The 14,721-nt window shown below is 67.1% G+C and carries 8 protein-coding genes; 1 reads left to right on the top strand and 7 read right to left on the bottom strand.

All coding sequences use genetic code 11. From position 1 onward, the window contains the following. Window positions 1–14: 14 nt before the first annotated feature. Window positions 15–3,263, bottom strand: a complete 3,249-nt coding sequence (locus CH249_RS19845) for a (Fe-S)-binding protein (RefSeq protein ID WP_094683579.1) — start codon at window positions 3,261–3,263, stop codon at window positions 15–17. A gap of 579 nt (window positions 3,264–3,842) precedes the next feature. Between CH249_RS19845 and CH249_RS19850 the strand changes: the two genes are divergently transcribed. Continuing rightward, window positions 3,843–4,496 carry a hypothetical protein gene (locus CH249_RS19850; protein WP_094683580.1) on the top strand — a complete coding sequence of 218 codons (654 nt, stop codon included), beginning with the start codon at window positions 3,843–3,845 and terminating at the stop codon, window positions 4,494–4,496. A 273-nt stretch (window positions 4,497–4,769) separates the two neighbouring features. Here CH249_RS19850 and CH249_RS19855 read toward each other — a convergent pair whose 3' ends face one another. The 6 genes from CH249_RS19855 to CH249_RS19880 all read right to left on the bottom strand — a co-directional run bounded on the left by CH249_RS19855 (window position 4,770) and on the right by CH249_RS19880 (window position 14,483). Then, window positions 4,770–5,879, bottom strand: coding sequence for a S1 family peptidase (locus tag CH249_RS19855; protein ID WP_094683581.1), 1,110 nt, complete (start codon window positions 5,877–5,879; stop codon window positions 4,770–4,772). 89 nt (window positions 5,880–5,968) lie between these two features. Beyond that, the gene (locus tag CH249_RS19860) at window positions 5,969–7,267 is read right to left on the bottom strand and encodes a S1 family peptidase (protein WP_179273045.1); all 1,299 of its coding nucleotides are present in this window, start codon (window positions 7,265–7,267) and stop codon (window positions 5,969–5,971) included. 75 nt (window positions 7,268–7,342) lie between these two features. After that, window positions 7,343–8,995, bottom strand: a complete 1,653-nt coding sequence (locus tag CH249_RS19865) for an Hsp70 family protein (protein WP_094683582.1) — start codon at window positions 8,993–8,995, stop codon at window positions 7,343–7,345. After that, entirely contained in the window at window positions 8,992–10,152 is a 1,161-nt protein-coding gene (locus CH249_RS19870; RefSeq protein ID WP_094683583.1) for a hypothetical protein, read from the bottom strand. Before CH249_RS19870 ends, CH249_RS19865 begins: the two co-directional genes overlap by 4 nt. A gap of 7 nt (window positions 10,153–10,159) precedes the next feature. Next, window positions 10,160–12,706 (bottom strand): helix-turn-helix transcriptional regulator, encoded by a 2,547-nt coding sequence (locus CH249_RS19875; RefSeq protein WP_094683584.1) that lies wholly within the window; start codon window positions 12,704–12,706, stop codon window positions 10,160–10,162. A gap of 7 nt (window positions 12,707–12,713) precedes the next feature. Then, on the bottom strand, window positions 12,714–14,483 hold the full coding sequence (locus tag CH249_RS19880) for an Hsp70 family protein (protein WP_094683585.1): 1,770 nt from the start codon (window positions 14,481–14,483) through the stop codon (window positions 12,714–12,716). Between the last annotated feature and the right edge of the window lie 238 nt (window positions 14,484–14,721).

Consider the following 14,721-nt stretch of genomic DNA (forward strand, 5'->3'; position numbering starts at 1 on the left):
AAAAGGGTGTGAGGTTACTTCCGGCGACCCGGAACCTTTGCCCCCGGTGCGAATCCGAGTCCACCGGCCTTCGGCTTGGGCGGAGTGCGATCGTCGGATTCACCTGCTGCGTTCGACGCCTCCGCCTTCGGTGCCTCTGCTGCCGGTGTCTCGGACTTCGGGGCCTCGGGTGCAGCGGCTTCCTCGGTCGGCTCGGCCTTCTCGGGCTCTGCAGTCTTCGGCTCAGCGGGTGTCGCTGCGGCCGCACCGGGCGTGCGTGCGCCCGGCTTCTTGAATCCGGACTTCACGGCCAGGCCCTTGGGCTGGACGGTCGGCTTGGATTCGGTTGCGGCCTCGGTGGAGGGTGCTTCCGGGGCAGGGGCCGAAGCCGTAGGAGCCGCTGCAGCAGGAGCCTCGGCCTCGGGAGCCTCAGCAGCAGGAGCTTCAGCAGGCTTACCCGGTGCCTTGGCGCCCGGCTTCTTGAATCCGGACTTCACGGCCAGACCCTTGGGCTGGACGGTCGGCTTGGATTCGGTTGCAGCCTCGGTGGCGGGTGCCTCCGACGCCGTGGCCTCGGCAGTAGGGGCTTCGGCAGCAGGCTTACCCGGTGCCTTGGCACCCGGCTTCTTGAAGCCCGACTTCACGGCCAGACCCTTGGGCTTGACCGACGGAGTCGACTCCGAGGTCTCTGCGGTGGCAGGTGCTTCGGCCGCCGCGGGAGTCTCGGCAGGTGCAGGTGCAGCCGCCTTCGCGCCGGGTGCCTTGCCCTTCATCTGCAGGCCCTTGCCGCCGGGTGCCTTGCCGCCGGCCATGCCGAGACCCTTGGGCTTGGTGGCGGGTTCTGCGTCGGCACTGTCGGCCGGTGCAGCGGAACCGGGTGCCTTGGCTCCCGGAGCCTTGGCCAGACCCTTCATCTTCAGTCCGCCGGCCTTGGGAGCCGGAGCTGCCGGAGCGGACTTCGCCTCGGCCGGTTCCTCGACGGGTGCGATCCGCTCGGCCTCTTCGACCTCGGCGGCATTCTCCGTCGCCAGCTCCTCCTGAGGAGTGCGCTCGCGGGGGATGACCTTGATGTTCTCGGCCAGCACCGAGGACTCGACGCGGGTGATCGACTCTAGCATCAACTGTGCGACGTCGACGACCTCGACGCCCTCGTGTGCGCCGCCTTCCTGACGTGCGGTGACACCGTCGGTGAGCATGACGCGGCAGAACGGGCAACCCGTGGCGATCTTCTTGGGGTTGGTCGCCAGTGCCTCGTCGACCCGGTCGATGTTGATGCGCTTGCCGATGTTCTCTTCCATCCACATGCGTGCGCCACCGGCACCACAGCACATGGACCGCTCACCGTGACGCGGCATCTCCTTGAGGTTGGAGCCCGACGCCGCCATGAGCTCACGCGGGGCGTCGTACACCTTGTTGTGACGGCCCAGGTAGCACGGGTCGTGGTAGGTGATGTCCTGGCTGACCGAGGCCACCGGGATCAGCTTCTTCTGCCGCACGAGTCGGTTGAGCAGCTGGGTGTGGTGGACCACCTCGTAGTCGCCGCCGACCTGCGGGTACTCGTTGCCGAGTGCGTTGAAGCAGTGGGCGCAGGTGACGACGATCTTGCGCTTGTTCTGCTCGACACCCTCGAAGACGTTGTTCAGCGTCTCGATGTTCTGCATGGCGAGCTGCTGGAACAGGAATTCGTTGCCTGCGCGGCGAGCGGAGTCACCGGTGCAGGTCTCGTCGGCACCGAGCACCAGGAACTTCACGCCTGCAGTGGCGAGCAGCTCGGCGACGGCCTTGGTGGTCTTCTTCGCGCGGTCCTCGTAGGCACCGGCGCAGCCGACCCAGAAGAGGTACTCGTAGTCCTGGAACGAATCGGCGTCCTGGCCGAAGACCGGGATGTCGAAGTCCATCTCGTTGATCCAGTTGAGCCGGTCCTTGGAGTTCTGGCCCCACGGGTTGCCCTTGTTCTCCAGGTTCTTGAACAGACCTGCGAGCTCGGACGGGAACTCCGATTCGATCAGCACCTGGTAGCGGCGCATGTCGATGATGTGGTCGACGTGCTCGATGTCCACCGGGCACTGCTCGACGCACGCACCGCAGGTGGTGCAGCTCCACAGCACCTCGGGATCGATGATGCCGCCCTCGATGGCGTCGGCGACGAGCTTGCGATCGGCTTCGTCACGAGCGTTCTGCGGGATGGCGTCGAGCGCCTTCTGATCGACGTTGCCCTCGGCGTCGACGAGGCCGACCTCGTCGCCCGCCATGTCCTTCTTGCCGCCGGCCAGCAGGTACGGGGCCTTGGCGTGGCTGTGGTCGCGCAGCGACATGATCAGCAGCTTGGGGGAGAGGGGCTTGCCGGTGTTCCAAGCGGGGCACTGCGACTGGCAGCGGCCGCACTCGGTGCACGTGGTGAAGTCGAGCCAGCCCTTCCAGCTGAAGTCCTCGATCTTGCCTGCGCCGAACGCGTCGACGTCGGGGTCGGCCTCTTCCATCTCGAGGACCTTGCCGCCGGACATCATCGGCTTGGCCGGCCCGAGTGCGACGGTGCCGTCGTCCATGCGCTTGAAGTAGATGTTGGGGAACGCGGTGAAGCGGTGCCACGCGACACCCCAGTTGATGCGCGAGCCGACGATGTAGAGCCAGATCATGCCGGACATCAGCTTGATGAAGGCGAACACCGAGACCATGTTCGAGTTGGCCGGCAGGAGCTCGGCCAAGCGCATCGTGAAGAAGTCGGTGTACGGGTTCGAGTGTCCGTAGGTGGCGATCTTGCCCGCCTTGACGAACACCATGCCCAGGCCCTCGATGAGCACGACGGCCTCGACGAAGTAGGCGGCCTTGAACCCGGAGCCGGCGAAGCGCGACTGACGCTCGGGCTTACGCGGGTGGTTGAGCTGGCGAATGATGATCAGCGTGGTGATGCCGATGACGGTGCCGAGTCCGAGCAGCTCGTCGATGAGGTGGTAGGCCGCGGTGTCACCGACAATGGGCCAGTGGAACTCGGGGTTGAACGTCTGGCCGTAGGCCTCGAACCAGACGATGGCACCGAGCATGAAGCCGATCATGACCAGCCAGTGTGCCCAGCCGACGGTGCGGAACTTGACCATCTTGGTGTGAGCCAGGAACTCGACGACCATCTGCTTGAAGCGAGGGACTATCGGTCGCCAGCGGTCGGGTGCCGGCTGGCCCAGTCGCACGATGTTGAACATCCGCAGGCCCCCGCGAATGAAGACGTACCAACACACGAGGCTGAGCAGAGCACCGACTGTGCCCAACGTGATCGTCAGGGCGTTCATGTCGCGGCCTTTCGCTAAAGGTGGCAGCTGGAGGGCTACCGCGGGTTCAGCCCGTCGAGCTGGATTCCGGTCTATGTTACTCGCCAGTAGTAATTCCGCTGTACTGATGGGTAACTTAGCATCGCCGGGTAAAGCGATGCTGGTGGGTGCTGAAATGAGGCCGTCCGACGGGTGGGCTGAACTCGTCAGTAGGTTGTCTCGCAGATCACCGTATGCGTAGGCCGTCGAGGTGTTCTCGCAAAGGCAGTCCTTACTTGGCGGGGAGTCGCCGTATCGGTATCCGGCGGAAACCGACGCCGAGTACTGGTTGCGCTCCGGTCTCGGGGGCTACGACAGATTGCAGCGACTTCGATGGAAGCGACGTATGCCGATACTGCGCCGGCGGCGAATCCGACTGTGACAGTGAACAGGTGGTGGAGGTCGGGGCGGTTTCAGAAGGACAACGATCGGTCCGATTTGTACGCTACAATTTCGAGCGCACCACAAGTCTCAGACGCGTCATCGGGGTGACTTTGCGTTTGACGGTTGCCTAGCGGAACTGCCAAGCACCCACTGCACAGAAACGGAACTGAACTCCACATGAAACTTCGCAAACTGGCCGTCACATCGGCCCTCGTCGCAGTCGCGATGGGCCTGGCCAGCGGAACCGCGTACGCGCAGCCCGCCGAGGAAACAGCCCCCGGTGACACCAACTACACCGTCGACCTCGAAGATCGCACGATCGTCACCACCATCGATGCAGGCGTCTTCAAGGTCGCCGACGACGGCAAGACGGTCGACGTCCTCGACGCCGCCGACAACACCCTCGTGACGCTTCCGCTCTCGTTCAACCTCGGCGGACTCAACTTCCCGTACGAGCAGAACGTCGACGACAACGGCAAGACCCTGCGTCTGGTTCCGAACCTCGACTTCACGAAGGCATCGGCCAATTCGCGCAGCATCGGCGCGACGACCGTCGCCTCGCCCGAAGAGAACCTCAAGGCGCAGCAGAACTTCTCGTCGCAGCTCGGTATCGCGACTGCGATCGGTGGCTTCACGGGTACGGCCATCGGTGCGGTCATCGGTTGCATCGTCACGCTGCCGGCCGGATGCATCGGCGGTTTGGTCACAGGCGCGACCGTCGGCGGAGTCATCGGCACCATCGCTGCCGGCGGACCCACTCTCGTCGTTGCCGGTATCGACTTGATCAACACGTTGAACGCGGCACCGGGCACCACGGTCTGGGCCAAGTAAGCGTCTCTCCGCAGAAGCCCGCACTCCTCACGGGGAGTGCGGGCTTCTTGTTTTCGAATCGTTCAGGCTCCGTGGATGGTGGCGAGCGAGATGGCCTCGACGACGATGGTGTAGGCGTAGCCGAAGAGTGTGAATCCGACGGACAGCAGTTCGGTCATGGAAGGTTCCGCCTCAGCAGTCGAACGGGTGCACTGTTCGAGCGCGACAATGCGCCTCGCAGCGATGGACTCGTCGGATCATACGGAGCGCGGGTGTGTTTGTCCGGGTGGACGCCTACGAGGTACGGATGGTCAGACCGGGGTTCTCCGCGAGTACGTCGTTGATGGGGGTGGCGAACAGCTCGGGTCGCTGACCCTGCAGCATGCTGACGACGGTCGCGATCTCGCAGGAGGGCTGGTCTCCCACGTTCGACGCATTGGCGATGCCGACGGCGAGGGTGCCGGTGACGACGGGGCCGCCGCTGTCGCCGCGTAGCGCGCAGATCGAGGTGGAGAAACTGCGGTCCAGGACGTTGTCTCCCAGTGCCACCTGCAGACCGGTGGAAAGAATTGTGCCGCAACTGAATCCGGTTCTGGATCCGGATTTGCAGACCGGTGCGCCGACGATCGGGTCGACCGTGCCGGTGACATGCAGCGGGTCCGCTCCGGGGACTCGCACTGCGTTGCTCTCGAATTCGGCGACGTTGGCGTCGTCGATGTCGATCAAGGCGTAGTCGTTGCGCGACTGGCTCGTTCGGTAGAACGTTCCGAATTTCGAGCCCACTAGACTGCCGTATATCGGGTACGCGCCCGTCAGTGCTGCGGAGCCGGTATCGGTGGTGCTCGGATTGCAGTGGCCTGCAGTGATGTTCACCGATCCGCGCGTCGGGTCGACGGCATTGAACCCGAGCGAGCAACGTTGTCCGAGGCCGGCCGGTGTGCCCGCGAGGAAGCTGTCGCCGCCGAGATACGAACTCGCACGGATCGGGCCTGCCGTCGGTGACGGATCGAAGGGGAGCAGGTCCCACAGCGGCTGGACGGCATCGAACATGGCCTGCGGGATCACGATGGGCGGGGCATCGATCTCGAAGCCGTTGGCGGACGCGGCATCTGCCACGTCGGCGCGGGTAGGTCCGTCCGCCACCGCGACGACGGGGCGTCCGTCGGCGTCCAGCCACGCGCTCGCGACCCCGTCGGATCCGACCGTATCGGTGAAGTCGGCGAGTCGACGTGCCGCGTCGGCCCGATCGAGGAATTGTTGCGGAGTCAGGCCGAGGTCACGGGCCACGGCGTCGGCGAGGGCGGGAGGCAATGGTGGTTCTGCGCTCGCGGTCGGTGCGAACACCGCCATCGTCGCCAGAATCGGAACCGCGACGAACGACAGCCGGAAAGCTCGGCGACGCATAGAAACCTCTCCCCCGGGCATCTCGTGATGTGATGCCGTTCACCCTGGAGTACGACTATAGGCGGTGAACGGCTCCCGAAGTACCCGACTCAGTCGGTTCGCAGCGTGGCTCCAGTTGCGCGCGTGACCTGATCGATGGGAATGCCCAGGCTGGCGGTGCCGCCGTACTGCGCCAGCGCGAGGTTCGCCTCGTTGCAGTCGGGTGCGCCGCCGCTGTTGGATCCGCTGGTGATGCCGAGGGCGAGTGTCCCGGTCACGATGGCTCCACCGCTGTCGCCTGCGAGAGTGCATGCGGTGCTGGCGAATCCACGCACGGTGCGGGACGTGCCGTCCTCCATGTAGAGCTGCGTCTCGACGCGATCGGCCGCAACCACTCCACAGGTGAACGAGGACGACTGCCCGGACTTGCAGACCGGCGCGCCGATGACCGGTGATGCCGTTCCGGTGACGGTGACGGTGCTGCCGTTCGCGCCACGGACAGTGGGGCGGTCGAGTCCGGACGCGATGCCGGTGTCGTTCAACGCGATGATCGACCAGTCGAGGCCGTCCTCCGCGCCCAGACTCGACCGATCGAACGACCCGATCTGCGTGCTGCGTGCGATATCGGCCGGGTCGGGAAGATAGACCGGTGCGCCGCCGGATCCGGTGGCCTTGTCGGGATTGCAGTGGCCTGCGCTGAGATTGACGGCGGCACCGGAGGGGTCGACGGCGTTGAAGCCGAACGAGCAGATGCTGATGTCGGTGGCCGGAGCGTCGGCTATGGGTCCGGAGGTGGTGACGTAGGTGTCGCCGCCCATCGGAGTCGGGTCGACCGGCTTGTTTCCGCCGGGAGAGAGAATGACCTTGATGTTCGCGAGCAGCGTCGGCAGATTCAGTGCGCTGCCGATCGGGCTGTTCACCAGGTCGATGACGATCTGATTGTCGATGAAGTCGATGGCGGTGCCGTTGATCTGCTCCGAGATCTCGCGGGGGAGGCCTGCGATCCAACTGTTGAGATCGGCCAGCGACTTCTCGAGTCCGTCTGCCGACACGGGCGACTGCGCGGTGGCGTATCCGTCCTTGGCGACGGCCTGCGCGGCAGCAGGCGAGGTGACGGCGACGACGGCATTGCCGTCGGGCCCGATCCAGGCACCGGCGAAGTCGGCGGGACGGCTGGCCCGGAAGTCCGATGCGTATGCGGACAGTTCCTGCGCGCGAGCAGCACGATCGAGGTACTCCTGCGGGGAGATCTTCAGATCTCGCTGCACGGCCTCGACGAGCTCTCGGGGAAGCTGATCGGCGGGTGACTGGACGACGGGGTCCGCTGCTGCCGTCCCGGAGAACGAAGCGAGAAGAACGAAAGCCGTCGAACACAGCACTGCGGCACGCAGCGCCCCGGTGTTACGCATGAAATCCCTTCATCGGGTGCTTGGCATCAGCGACCCACCCTAGGGCATCGGGCGCAGAATCAGTGTTCGTCCAGGTCAGGGGTTGGTGACCGGATCGGTAGCGGCGCTTGTCGTCGGTTCGGTGGTGGTCGTGGTGGTGGTCGTAGTCGTGGTGGTGACCGGGGTTGTCGTCACCGGTGTCGTGGTGACCACCGGTGTCGTGGTGGGGACCACCGTCGTCGGCGCGGGCACCGGCACAGGCGGCGGGGCAGGCTGGGGAGCAGGCGCGGGCGGGACGTACGGCTCGTACGTCGGCTCGTCGATCACTTCCGGAACGACGACGGGCTCGACGGGGCTCGAGGTGGTGGTCGACGGCGTACGAGTCGAGGTGACGATCGGCGAGCCGGCATCGGTGACGGTCGGAGGCGTCGCGGCGGGGCCGGAGCCGAACACTCCGCTCACTGCCGCGATGGCGAGCACGATGACCACGCCTGCCGCTGCGCCCGCCACGATGGTGGCGACCGTTCGGGAGCGCTCGCTGCGTTCCTTCTTCGCCCCTGCCGATGCGTCGACAACCGGGGTGGCGGGAACGTAACCGGTGGTCGCGGCTTTCTCGTCGACCGGAACGATCGGCTCGGATCGAAATTCCGAATGGTCGAACACCGGAGCGACCGCGGGAATGGCCTCGGAGAAGGCGAGCGACGGTTCCGGCGCGACGACCGGGATGGCGTCGGTGTCGAGGGACTCCGTGCCGTCGTTACGGGTGACGATCGGCGCGGCACCGGTCACCAGCGAGTTGCCGTCGACGTCCTCGACCTCGGCGAGTACCAGTGCGCCGCGGGTCGCAGCGAGCGGCTCGACGAGGACTCGGCCCGACGAGCGTTCACCGAGGTGCGTCGCTACCGACGGGAGTGCGGCGCTGGCACCGGTGAGTATCACGGTGCCGGTCCCCGGTACGTCGAGCCGGTGAAGCAACGGCGCGACGAGGTCCGCGAACTCGGCTCTTGTCACCGTCGTGGACTGCGAGACACCGGGAAGTTCGACGGAGATCGTGGCGGTCTCGGCGGTGCTCAGGGTCTGCTTGGCCGCCTCGCACGAGGCGACGACGCCGGCAAGGGCAGCCAGCACTGCCGCGTCGGACAGGTCGATGTGCTCGCGATCGGTCACCACGTGATCGAAGAGTGCGTCGGTGAAGGCGTCTCCGCCGACGCCGGAGACACGGACGGTCCCACCTCCGGGATAGGTGGAGATGTCGGTGCCGGTGGCTCCGATGTCGACCACCGTGACCGCAGCCGAAGAGCTCGGCTGCGCGAACGCGCTCGAGGCTTTGGCGTCGGGCACCAGGGCAACGTCGGCGAGGCCGGTGTGATCGAGGGCGTCGCGCAGCAGGGCGACGGCGGCCCGGGTCCACCGCATCGGGTACGTCATGGTCGTGACGGGCATGTCGCCGACCACGCCGTCCTTCGCCGACACCATCGTCACGAGGCAGTTGGCGGCGTTGGCCATCAGGTCCTCGGCGCGGTAGGCGTCGGCGTCGGGCTCGAGATCCTCCTGCTGACCGACCAGATCGACGAACCGGGTGAACGGGGCCGTGTCAGCCGGTTCACCGAGGTGGGCGCGTCCGTCCTCGTCGAAGCGCAGGGTCGTCGGCAGGACGACGATCGTCGGTTCGTCCTCCACCGATGCGCGGTAGGCCGCGACGGACCTGGTGTTGCCCACGGTGATTCCGAGGTGACCGGTACCGCTCATCGAGTGTCCCCTGTCGATCGGTCGTTCGGCTCTCGGTCGGAGGGTGTGCCGCCGCGGGCCGCCGGAACCTGCTCGGATGCAGTCTGCTCGGTGTCCTGGCCGGATTCGGGAGTCTCGGTGGGTGGATCGGTCGGCTCCTCGACCGGCAGTTCCGGCTCGACCGGTTCGACGAAGATCGGAGGCTTTTCGGGGGTGGTGTCCTCGGGTGCCTCGTTCGCCGGGCGTGTCGAGATCTCGGTCTCGGTCGGCTCGCTCCGCGGGAGGTCGGAGGTTTCGGTCGGAGTCGTCTCCTCCGCGAACGTGGTGGTCGCGGGCAGCGGAACGACGGGAGCGATCTCGGCGGCAGGCTCGAGAACGACGGTGGGGAAGTCGATCGGGCCACCCGACCCGGAGCCGATCGACGATGTCGGCGGCACCACCTGGGCATTGTCGATGGTGGGGACCGCGGTATCGGTGGACGTACCGAGTTGCAGCGCGACGAGTGCGGCACCGACGGTCAACGCAGCAGCGAACGCCGCCGCAGCGAAGAGTGGGCGACGGTCGGATCCATTCGGGGAGACCACCGCGAACCGCTCGGTGACGGCATCGACGGGGAATTGAGCAGCCAGAATCGCAGCACCGCGGGCGGCGGCGACGGCGGAGTCCTTCTTCTGCAGGGTCTGCAGGACCGACGCGTTCCACGCGGCGAGCGCCTCGGCTTCGGGCACCAGCGAGACGTGGGCGAGGCCGTGTGCGTTCATCGCCGAACGCAGAGCGAACACCTGCTCGGCCGTCCAGCGGGCAGGGTAGGTCGCGGCCGCCGCCAGATCACGCGGCTGCAGATCGATCGACGACGCGACCTCGGTGAGAAGGCACAGCAGGGCCATCGACGTCAGCTGCTCGGCAGGCAGAACAGTGCCCTTGCTGCCGCTGACACCCACGCCGTCGGCGAGGGTGTCGAGAAAATGTGTGTAGGCCTCGGACTCCTCGTCGGTCGCATCTCCGAGCGAGACGGTGCCGTCGGGATGAGTGTTGAGCACGGTCTCGTGCAGTGACGCCAGGTGCAGCGAGGGTCCGGGCGCAATCGGATGGGACACGGCGGCGACGGCGCGCTCGTCGTCCAGGTAGAGGCCGACATCCGGTGCGCCGACACTCGCACTGCCGGGCTGCTCGGTCATGGTGCTGCTACCTGTTCTCGACTCGGGGAGTGGTGCTCGGTCGTTGTGTCGCTCCCGGTCCCCGCACAGTTACAGGGTCGACGCCCACGCTGGTCGAGGCCCCGTAGCCCATGGCGCGCAGCATCGAGATCAGCTCCGATCGCGACTGGGCACCGAGCCTGCGCCGGATGCGGGCCACATGATGCTCGACGGTCTTCGGGGAGATGTAGAGCCGGCTGCCGACCTCGCGATAGGTGACTCCGAGGACGAGCAGTTCGGCGACCTCGGCCTCGCGTTCGCTCAGCGAGCCCGTCGGCTGCGGCGTCGACCGCGGGTTGTCGCGCCCGGTCGAGCTGGGTTGGCGCAACGACCTGGCGATGTGCAGCAGCGACGTCGCCGTCGCAGTATCGGTGACGGTCAGGGCGGCCTCGCTCGCCAGTCGGGCTCCGTCCCATGGCAGCCCGAAGGCGGTGAGGGTGCGCGCGGAGGTCTCCACCTCGGTTGCGTCGGGTCTGCCCTGCAACACCCCGAGCCATGCGCGACCGGCAGCGGCGAGAGCGGCGCTGTACGGGTGAGTCGGAGCGGCAGCGGCCAGGGCCTTGGCGTGCGGCACCAACGCGTCGGGAGTCTGGGCCACGATGGCCGCCTGAACCTGGTACCAGTGCAGCGCCGACGCCCAGACGGGCGGATCGCCGAGCGCTGCGAGCAGATCGGTTGCCTGCGACACCAGATGTTCGACGCGGTCCACCTGGCCGAGTCGTGTTGCGGCCAGTAGCAACTCGCCCAGGGGCAGCAGCGCGAACAGGTCTGTGGAGTACTCGGCGATCACGCTCTGCGCCTGGGTCCATGCCGTGATCAGTGACCCCGAGTCACCGGACCTACGAGCCAGACCCACCCGAATTGCGTGCAGAAACAACTGATTGCGTACGTGCGACACCGGAATCCGCAGTGCCTCGATCGCGGCACCGGCATCGGCGGTCTCTCCCCGCAGCATCGACGCCCAGGCCCCGACAAGGCTCAGCCTGGTGTGCGCCTCGGAACCAGGACGATGTTCGCCGAGTGCCCGCGTCACGATGGAATCCACCCGGGGCAGATCGCCGCAGTGCACCGCGTGCAAGGCCGAGACGGCAGCGGCAGTATCCGGTGTGCACGAGCGATCGGAAGCATTGCCCGTCAACGTCATTGCCCGCATCAGTGCATTCGCACTCGCACTCGACGCCGCTGCGTTTCGCGAATCGATCGACCCGATCACTCCGGTGACGAGCAGGCTGCCCGACGCGGTACTCGACGTCGGCGCGAGAGCGGCCACGGCAGCCATGGAACGGTCGGCGGCGCTGCGATCACCGGCTGCCGCGGCGGACAGGGCAGCCCACACGGCGTCGGGTCCGAGTCGGTCCTCGCCGAGCCACGCGAACAACTGCGCACTGCGCGAGGACATTCCGCGTTGCGCCGCAATCGACGCCGACACTCGCACCGCGGTCCGCAGATCCGCCGCATCGCACCCCGCGGCACCGTCGAGAATCGCATCGGCGAATCTCGCCGCCTCGTCCAGATCCCCGGTGGCCGCCGCGACCTCGGACCGTCTCGCAGCCAGCATCATCGAATCGAACCCTGCCTCGACGGCCGCGCCGTACAGGGCACCGGCGGCATCGACGGGAGCCGAATCCGCCTGCTGAACAAGATAATCGGCGAGACCGGCATGAACGACGCCGCGCTCCGCCAACGCACGGGCCGCGGTGGCGTCGAGCAGGCGGGATCGGGTGGCGACCTCGGTGATCGACGAGAGCAGGACGCGGCAGCGCCCGTCTCCGATCATCTCGATCAGCGGGGCCTCGGCGGACGGAATCAACGTGCCCGTGGTGTCGAGCATGCCGGAGCTGCAGGCCATATCGACGATCGACTCGACATCGGTCGCACGCGGAACGACCTGCGCGGCCGATGCCGGGTCCGGTGTGACGCCGAACCGAGCTGCGAGCAGCAGTGCCCGTGTGTCGTCGGTGGTCTCGATCAACATCCGACGGTGCTGTTCGGCAATCGATTCGGCGACCACGCGAAGCGGAGCCGGATCGGAACGGTCCCCGCCGAGTGCACCCAGGGCCGCGTCGACAGCGGCGAGAACTCCGCCGGTCGCCTTGGCGACGGCAGCGGCGAGCGAGGCCGAAATCGGCCGGACGGTTGCTGCTGCCCTGGCCGCGATGGCCACCTTGTCCAGCGGAACCAGTGTCAATCGATTGGAACCGGCGGAGGCGATCAGCTTGTCGATGCGTGAATCGAAACTGCGCGGCGCGGTGGCGACGATCAGAGTGATGTCCGATCGTGTTGCAGCCGCCGCGATCTCGTCGAGACGCTGTTCGGACAGCAGGTGCGCATCATCGACGAGAACCGTGGAGCCGGACGGTGCGTCGGCGATGGTGCCCGCGTACACGTCCGTCGCCGCCGCAACGGACTCGAGAACCGCGGATCGGCCGGAGCCGTTCACTCCGACGACGACATGAAATCCGTTGGCGACGAGAGCATCACGGACGAAACGATCGGCACGCTCGATGCCGACGAGTCCGGAACGCGTACTGGTCACGATCGACCTATCGGCCGGTCAAGCCGCCGAGGGCTCCGCCGAGTCCGTCACCGACGCCGCCGACGACACCGCCGAGGCCGTCGCCGACGCCGCCGACCACTCCGCCGAGCCCGTTACCGACGCCCTGTCCGACATCGCCGAGGGTGGGGCCCTGATAACTGGGAACCTGCACGCTCGGTGCCTGCGGAACCTGGACGGCAGGCGGTTGGTAGTTGGGAACGGTCGGAGCAGCGACGGACGGGACAGTCGGAACCGTGGCCGCGCCGTTGTCGGCGGGGGCTGCAGCAGGCGCTCCCGCGACCGGAGCGCCGGTGGTGGGGTCGATCTGCGTCACCGTGCCGTCGGCGTTGACCACCGTGGTCGGTGCGCTCTCGGATCCGGTTGCGGCGACACCGTTCTCGCCGGTGGCCGCCGTCGTCGTAGCGGCATCCGCCACCGCTGCGGTGGTGCCCGGCGTCTCGGTGCTCGAGATCGACGTTTCCGCGTTCGATTCGGCCGGAGTGGTGTTGTCGGAGGTCAACGCCGTTCCCACCGACAGGCCTCCGCCGGCCAGAAGGGCGAGGACGAGAACGGATCCGGCCACGACGCCGGCCTTCTTGCGACCGGACATCCCTGCGTCGGATTCGACGGCGGTTGGCGTCGGTGCGGGCCGGGGGGTGGGGCGAGGCATCGGCGCGGCCGCCGCAGCGGACGCCACTGCCGTGGTGGGTGCCGCGGCCAAGGCTGCGGCGTCGTCGGAGGCGGTGGCGTCGGCGATGTCGCTGCCGAGAATCGCGGCACCGATTGCGACGGTCAGTTCGGGACGCGGTCCGGCGACCACGGGTGCACGCAGTTCGGACGACATCAGCTCGGCGACCAGTGGTATGGCCGAGCTGCCACCGACGAGGACCACCTGGTCGATGTCGGTGACGTCGAGGCCGGCGGCCGTGACGGCGTCGCGTACCACCCCGATCGACCCGAGCAGAGATGCGCGCACCAGTTCTTCGAGCTCGGAGCGCACCAGGCGAACCTCGGTGTGCAGGCCCGGCAGGTCGACCGTCAGAGACGTCGAGGTGTCGTAGGAGAGTTGTTCCTTCGCTTCACCGCAGCGTGCCCGCAGTTCCACCAGCGCGCCGACGGTATCGGGGTCGAAGGGATCGAATTCGAAGGACTGGCTGCCCGAGACGGTGTCGAGCACGTACTGCATGATCGCGTGATCGAACTGCGCGCCGCCGTACTCCTGCGAGTGAACCCCGGTGCCGACGGTGCCTGCCTCGGAGCCGGTGCGCATCAGAGTGACGTCGAGTGCGGTCGCACCGAGGTCGTAGACCACGGCCAGGCCATCGGACTGCGTTCCTCGGGTGACTTCGAGCCAGCGCATCGTTGCGACGGACTCCGGGACCAGCGTGACGTCGGTGAGCCCCGCGCGGTCCAGCGCGTCACCGAGAACCTCCGCGGTGTACGCGGTCCAGCGAGTGGGGTGAGTGACGACGACGGTAGGAGCGGACTCGGTTCCGGCGGAGGCCTCGGCGACGAGCGCGCGAGCAGCGGTGGCGTACAGGTCCTCGGCGTGATGGCTGCGGCCGTCGTCGTCGATCAGTTCCACCGGATCGCCGACCCGGTCGGCGAAGCCGCTGATCAGATTCCGAGTGGACCGGTCCCACAGCTCTGCCAGACGCGGGGCTTCGCCCGGGCGGAGGTCGAGTGCCGAACGCTTGACCACCGAGGTGACGGGATCGGTGTCCAGTGCGGCCGCCGCCGTCACCGAACCGATACGTATGCCGAGCCCTGCGTTCATCGTCGTGTCGCCGCCTTCGTCTCGCCCTGCCGTCGGTACTACTGCCGTTACTCGACTGTCGGCAGAAGCTACCTATTCGTTACGTCTCACAGCAGGTTAGAGCGTGAAACGAGTGAAATCCCCTAAAGCGCCGAGATCCCCTAATCGAAGTCCCCTGGCAACCCCCGGGGGAGTAGGGGGATCGGCCCCGTTGGGCGGGGGCTCTGCGGTGCATAGCTTTGTGATCAACCACGAAGCA

This window comes from Rhodococcus sp. 05-2255-3B1 (genome assembly GCF_002258545.1).
Lineage (GTDB): Bacteria > Actinomycetota > Actinomycetes > Mycobacteriales > Mycobacteriaceae > Rhodococcoides.

Bases quoted from the DNA above. Each gene is read 5' to 3' on its own strand.
- CH249_RS19845 (WP_094683579.1), bottom strand. From the start codon at position 3,263: ATGAACGCCCTGACGATCACGTTGGGCACAGTCGGTGCTCTGCTCAGC.
- CH249_RS19850 (WP_094683580.1), top strand. From the start codon at position 3,843: ATGAAACTTCGCAAACTGGCCGTCACATCGGCCCTCGTCGCAGTCGCG.
- CH249_RS19855 (WP_094683581.1), bottom strand. From the start codon at position 5,879: ATGCGTCGCCGAGCTTTCCGGCTGTCGTTCGTCGCGGTTCCGATTCTG.
- CH249_RS19860 (WP_179273045.1), bottom strand. From the start codon at position 7,267: ATGCGTAACACCGGGGCGCTGCGTGCCGCAGTGCTGTGTTCGACGGCT.
- CH249_RS19865 (WP_094683582.1), bottom strand. From the start codon at position 8,995: ATGAGCGGTACCGGTCACCTCGGAATCACCGTGGGCAACACCAGGTCC.
- CH249_RS19870 (WP_094683583.1), bottom strand. From the start codon at position 10,152: ATGACCGAGCAGCCCGGCAGTGCGAGTGTCGGCGCACCGGATGTCGGC.
- CH249_RS19880 (WP_094683585.1), bottom strand. From the start codon at position 14,483: ATGAACGCAGGGCTCGGCATACGTATCGGTTCGGTGACGGCGGCGGCC.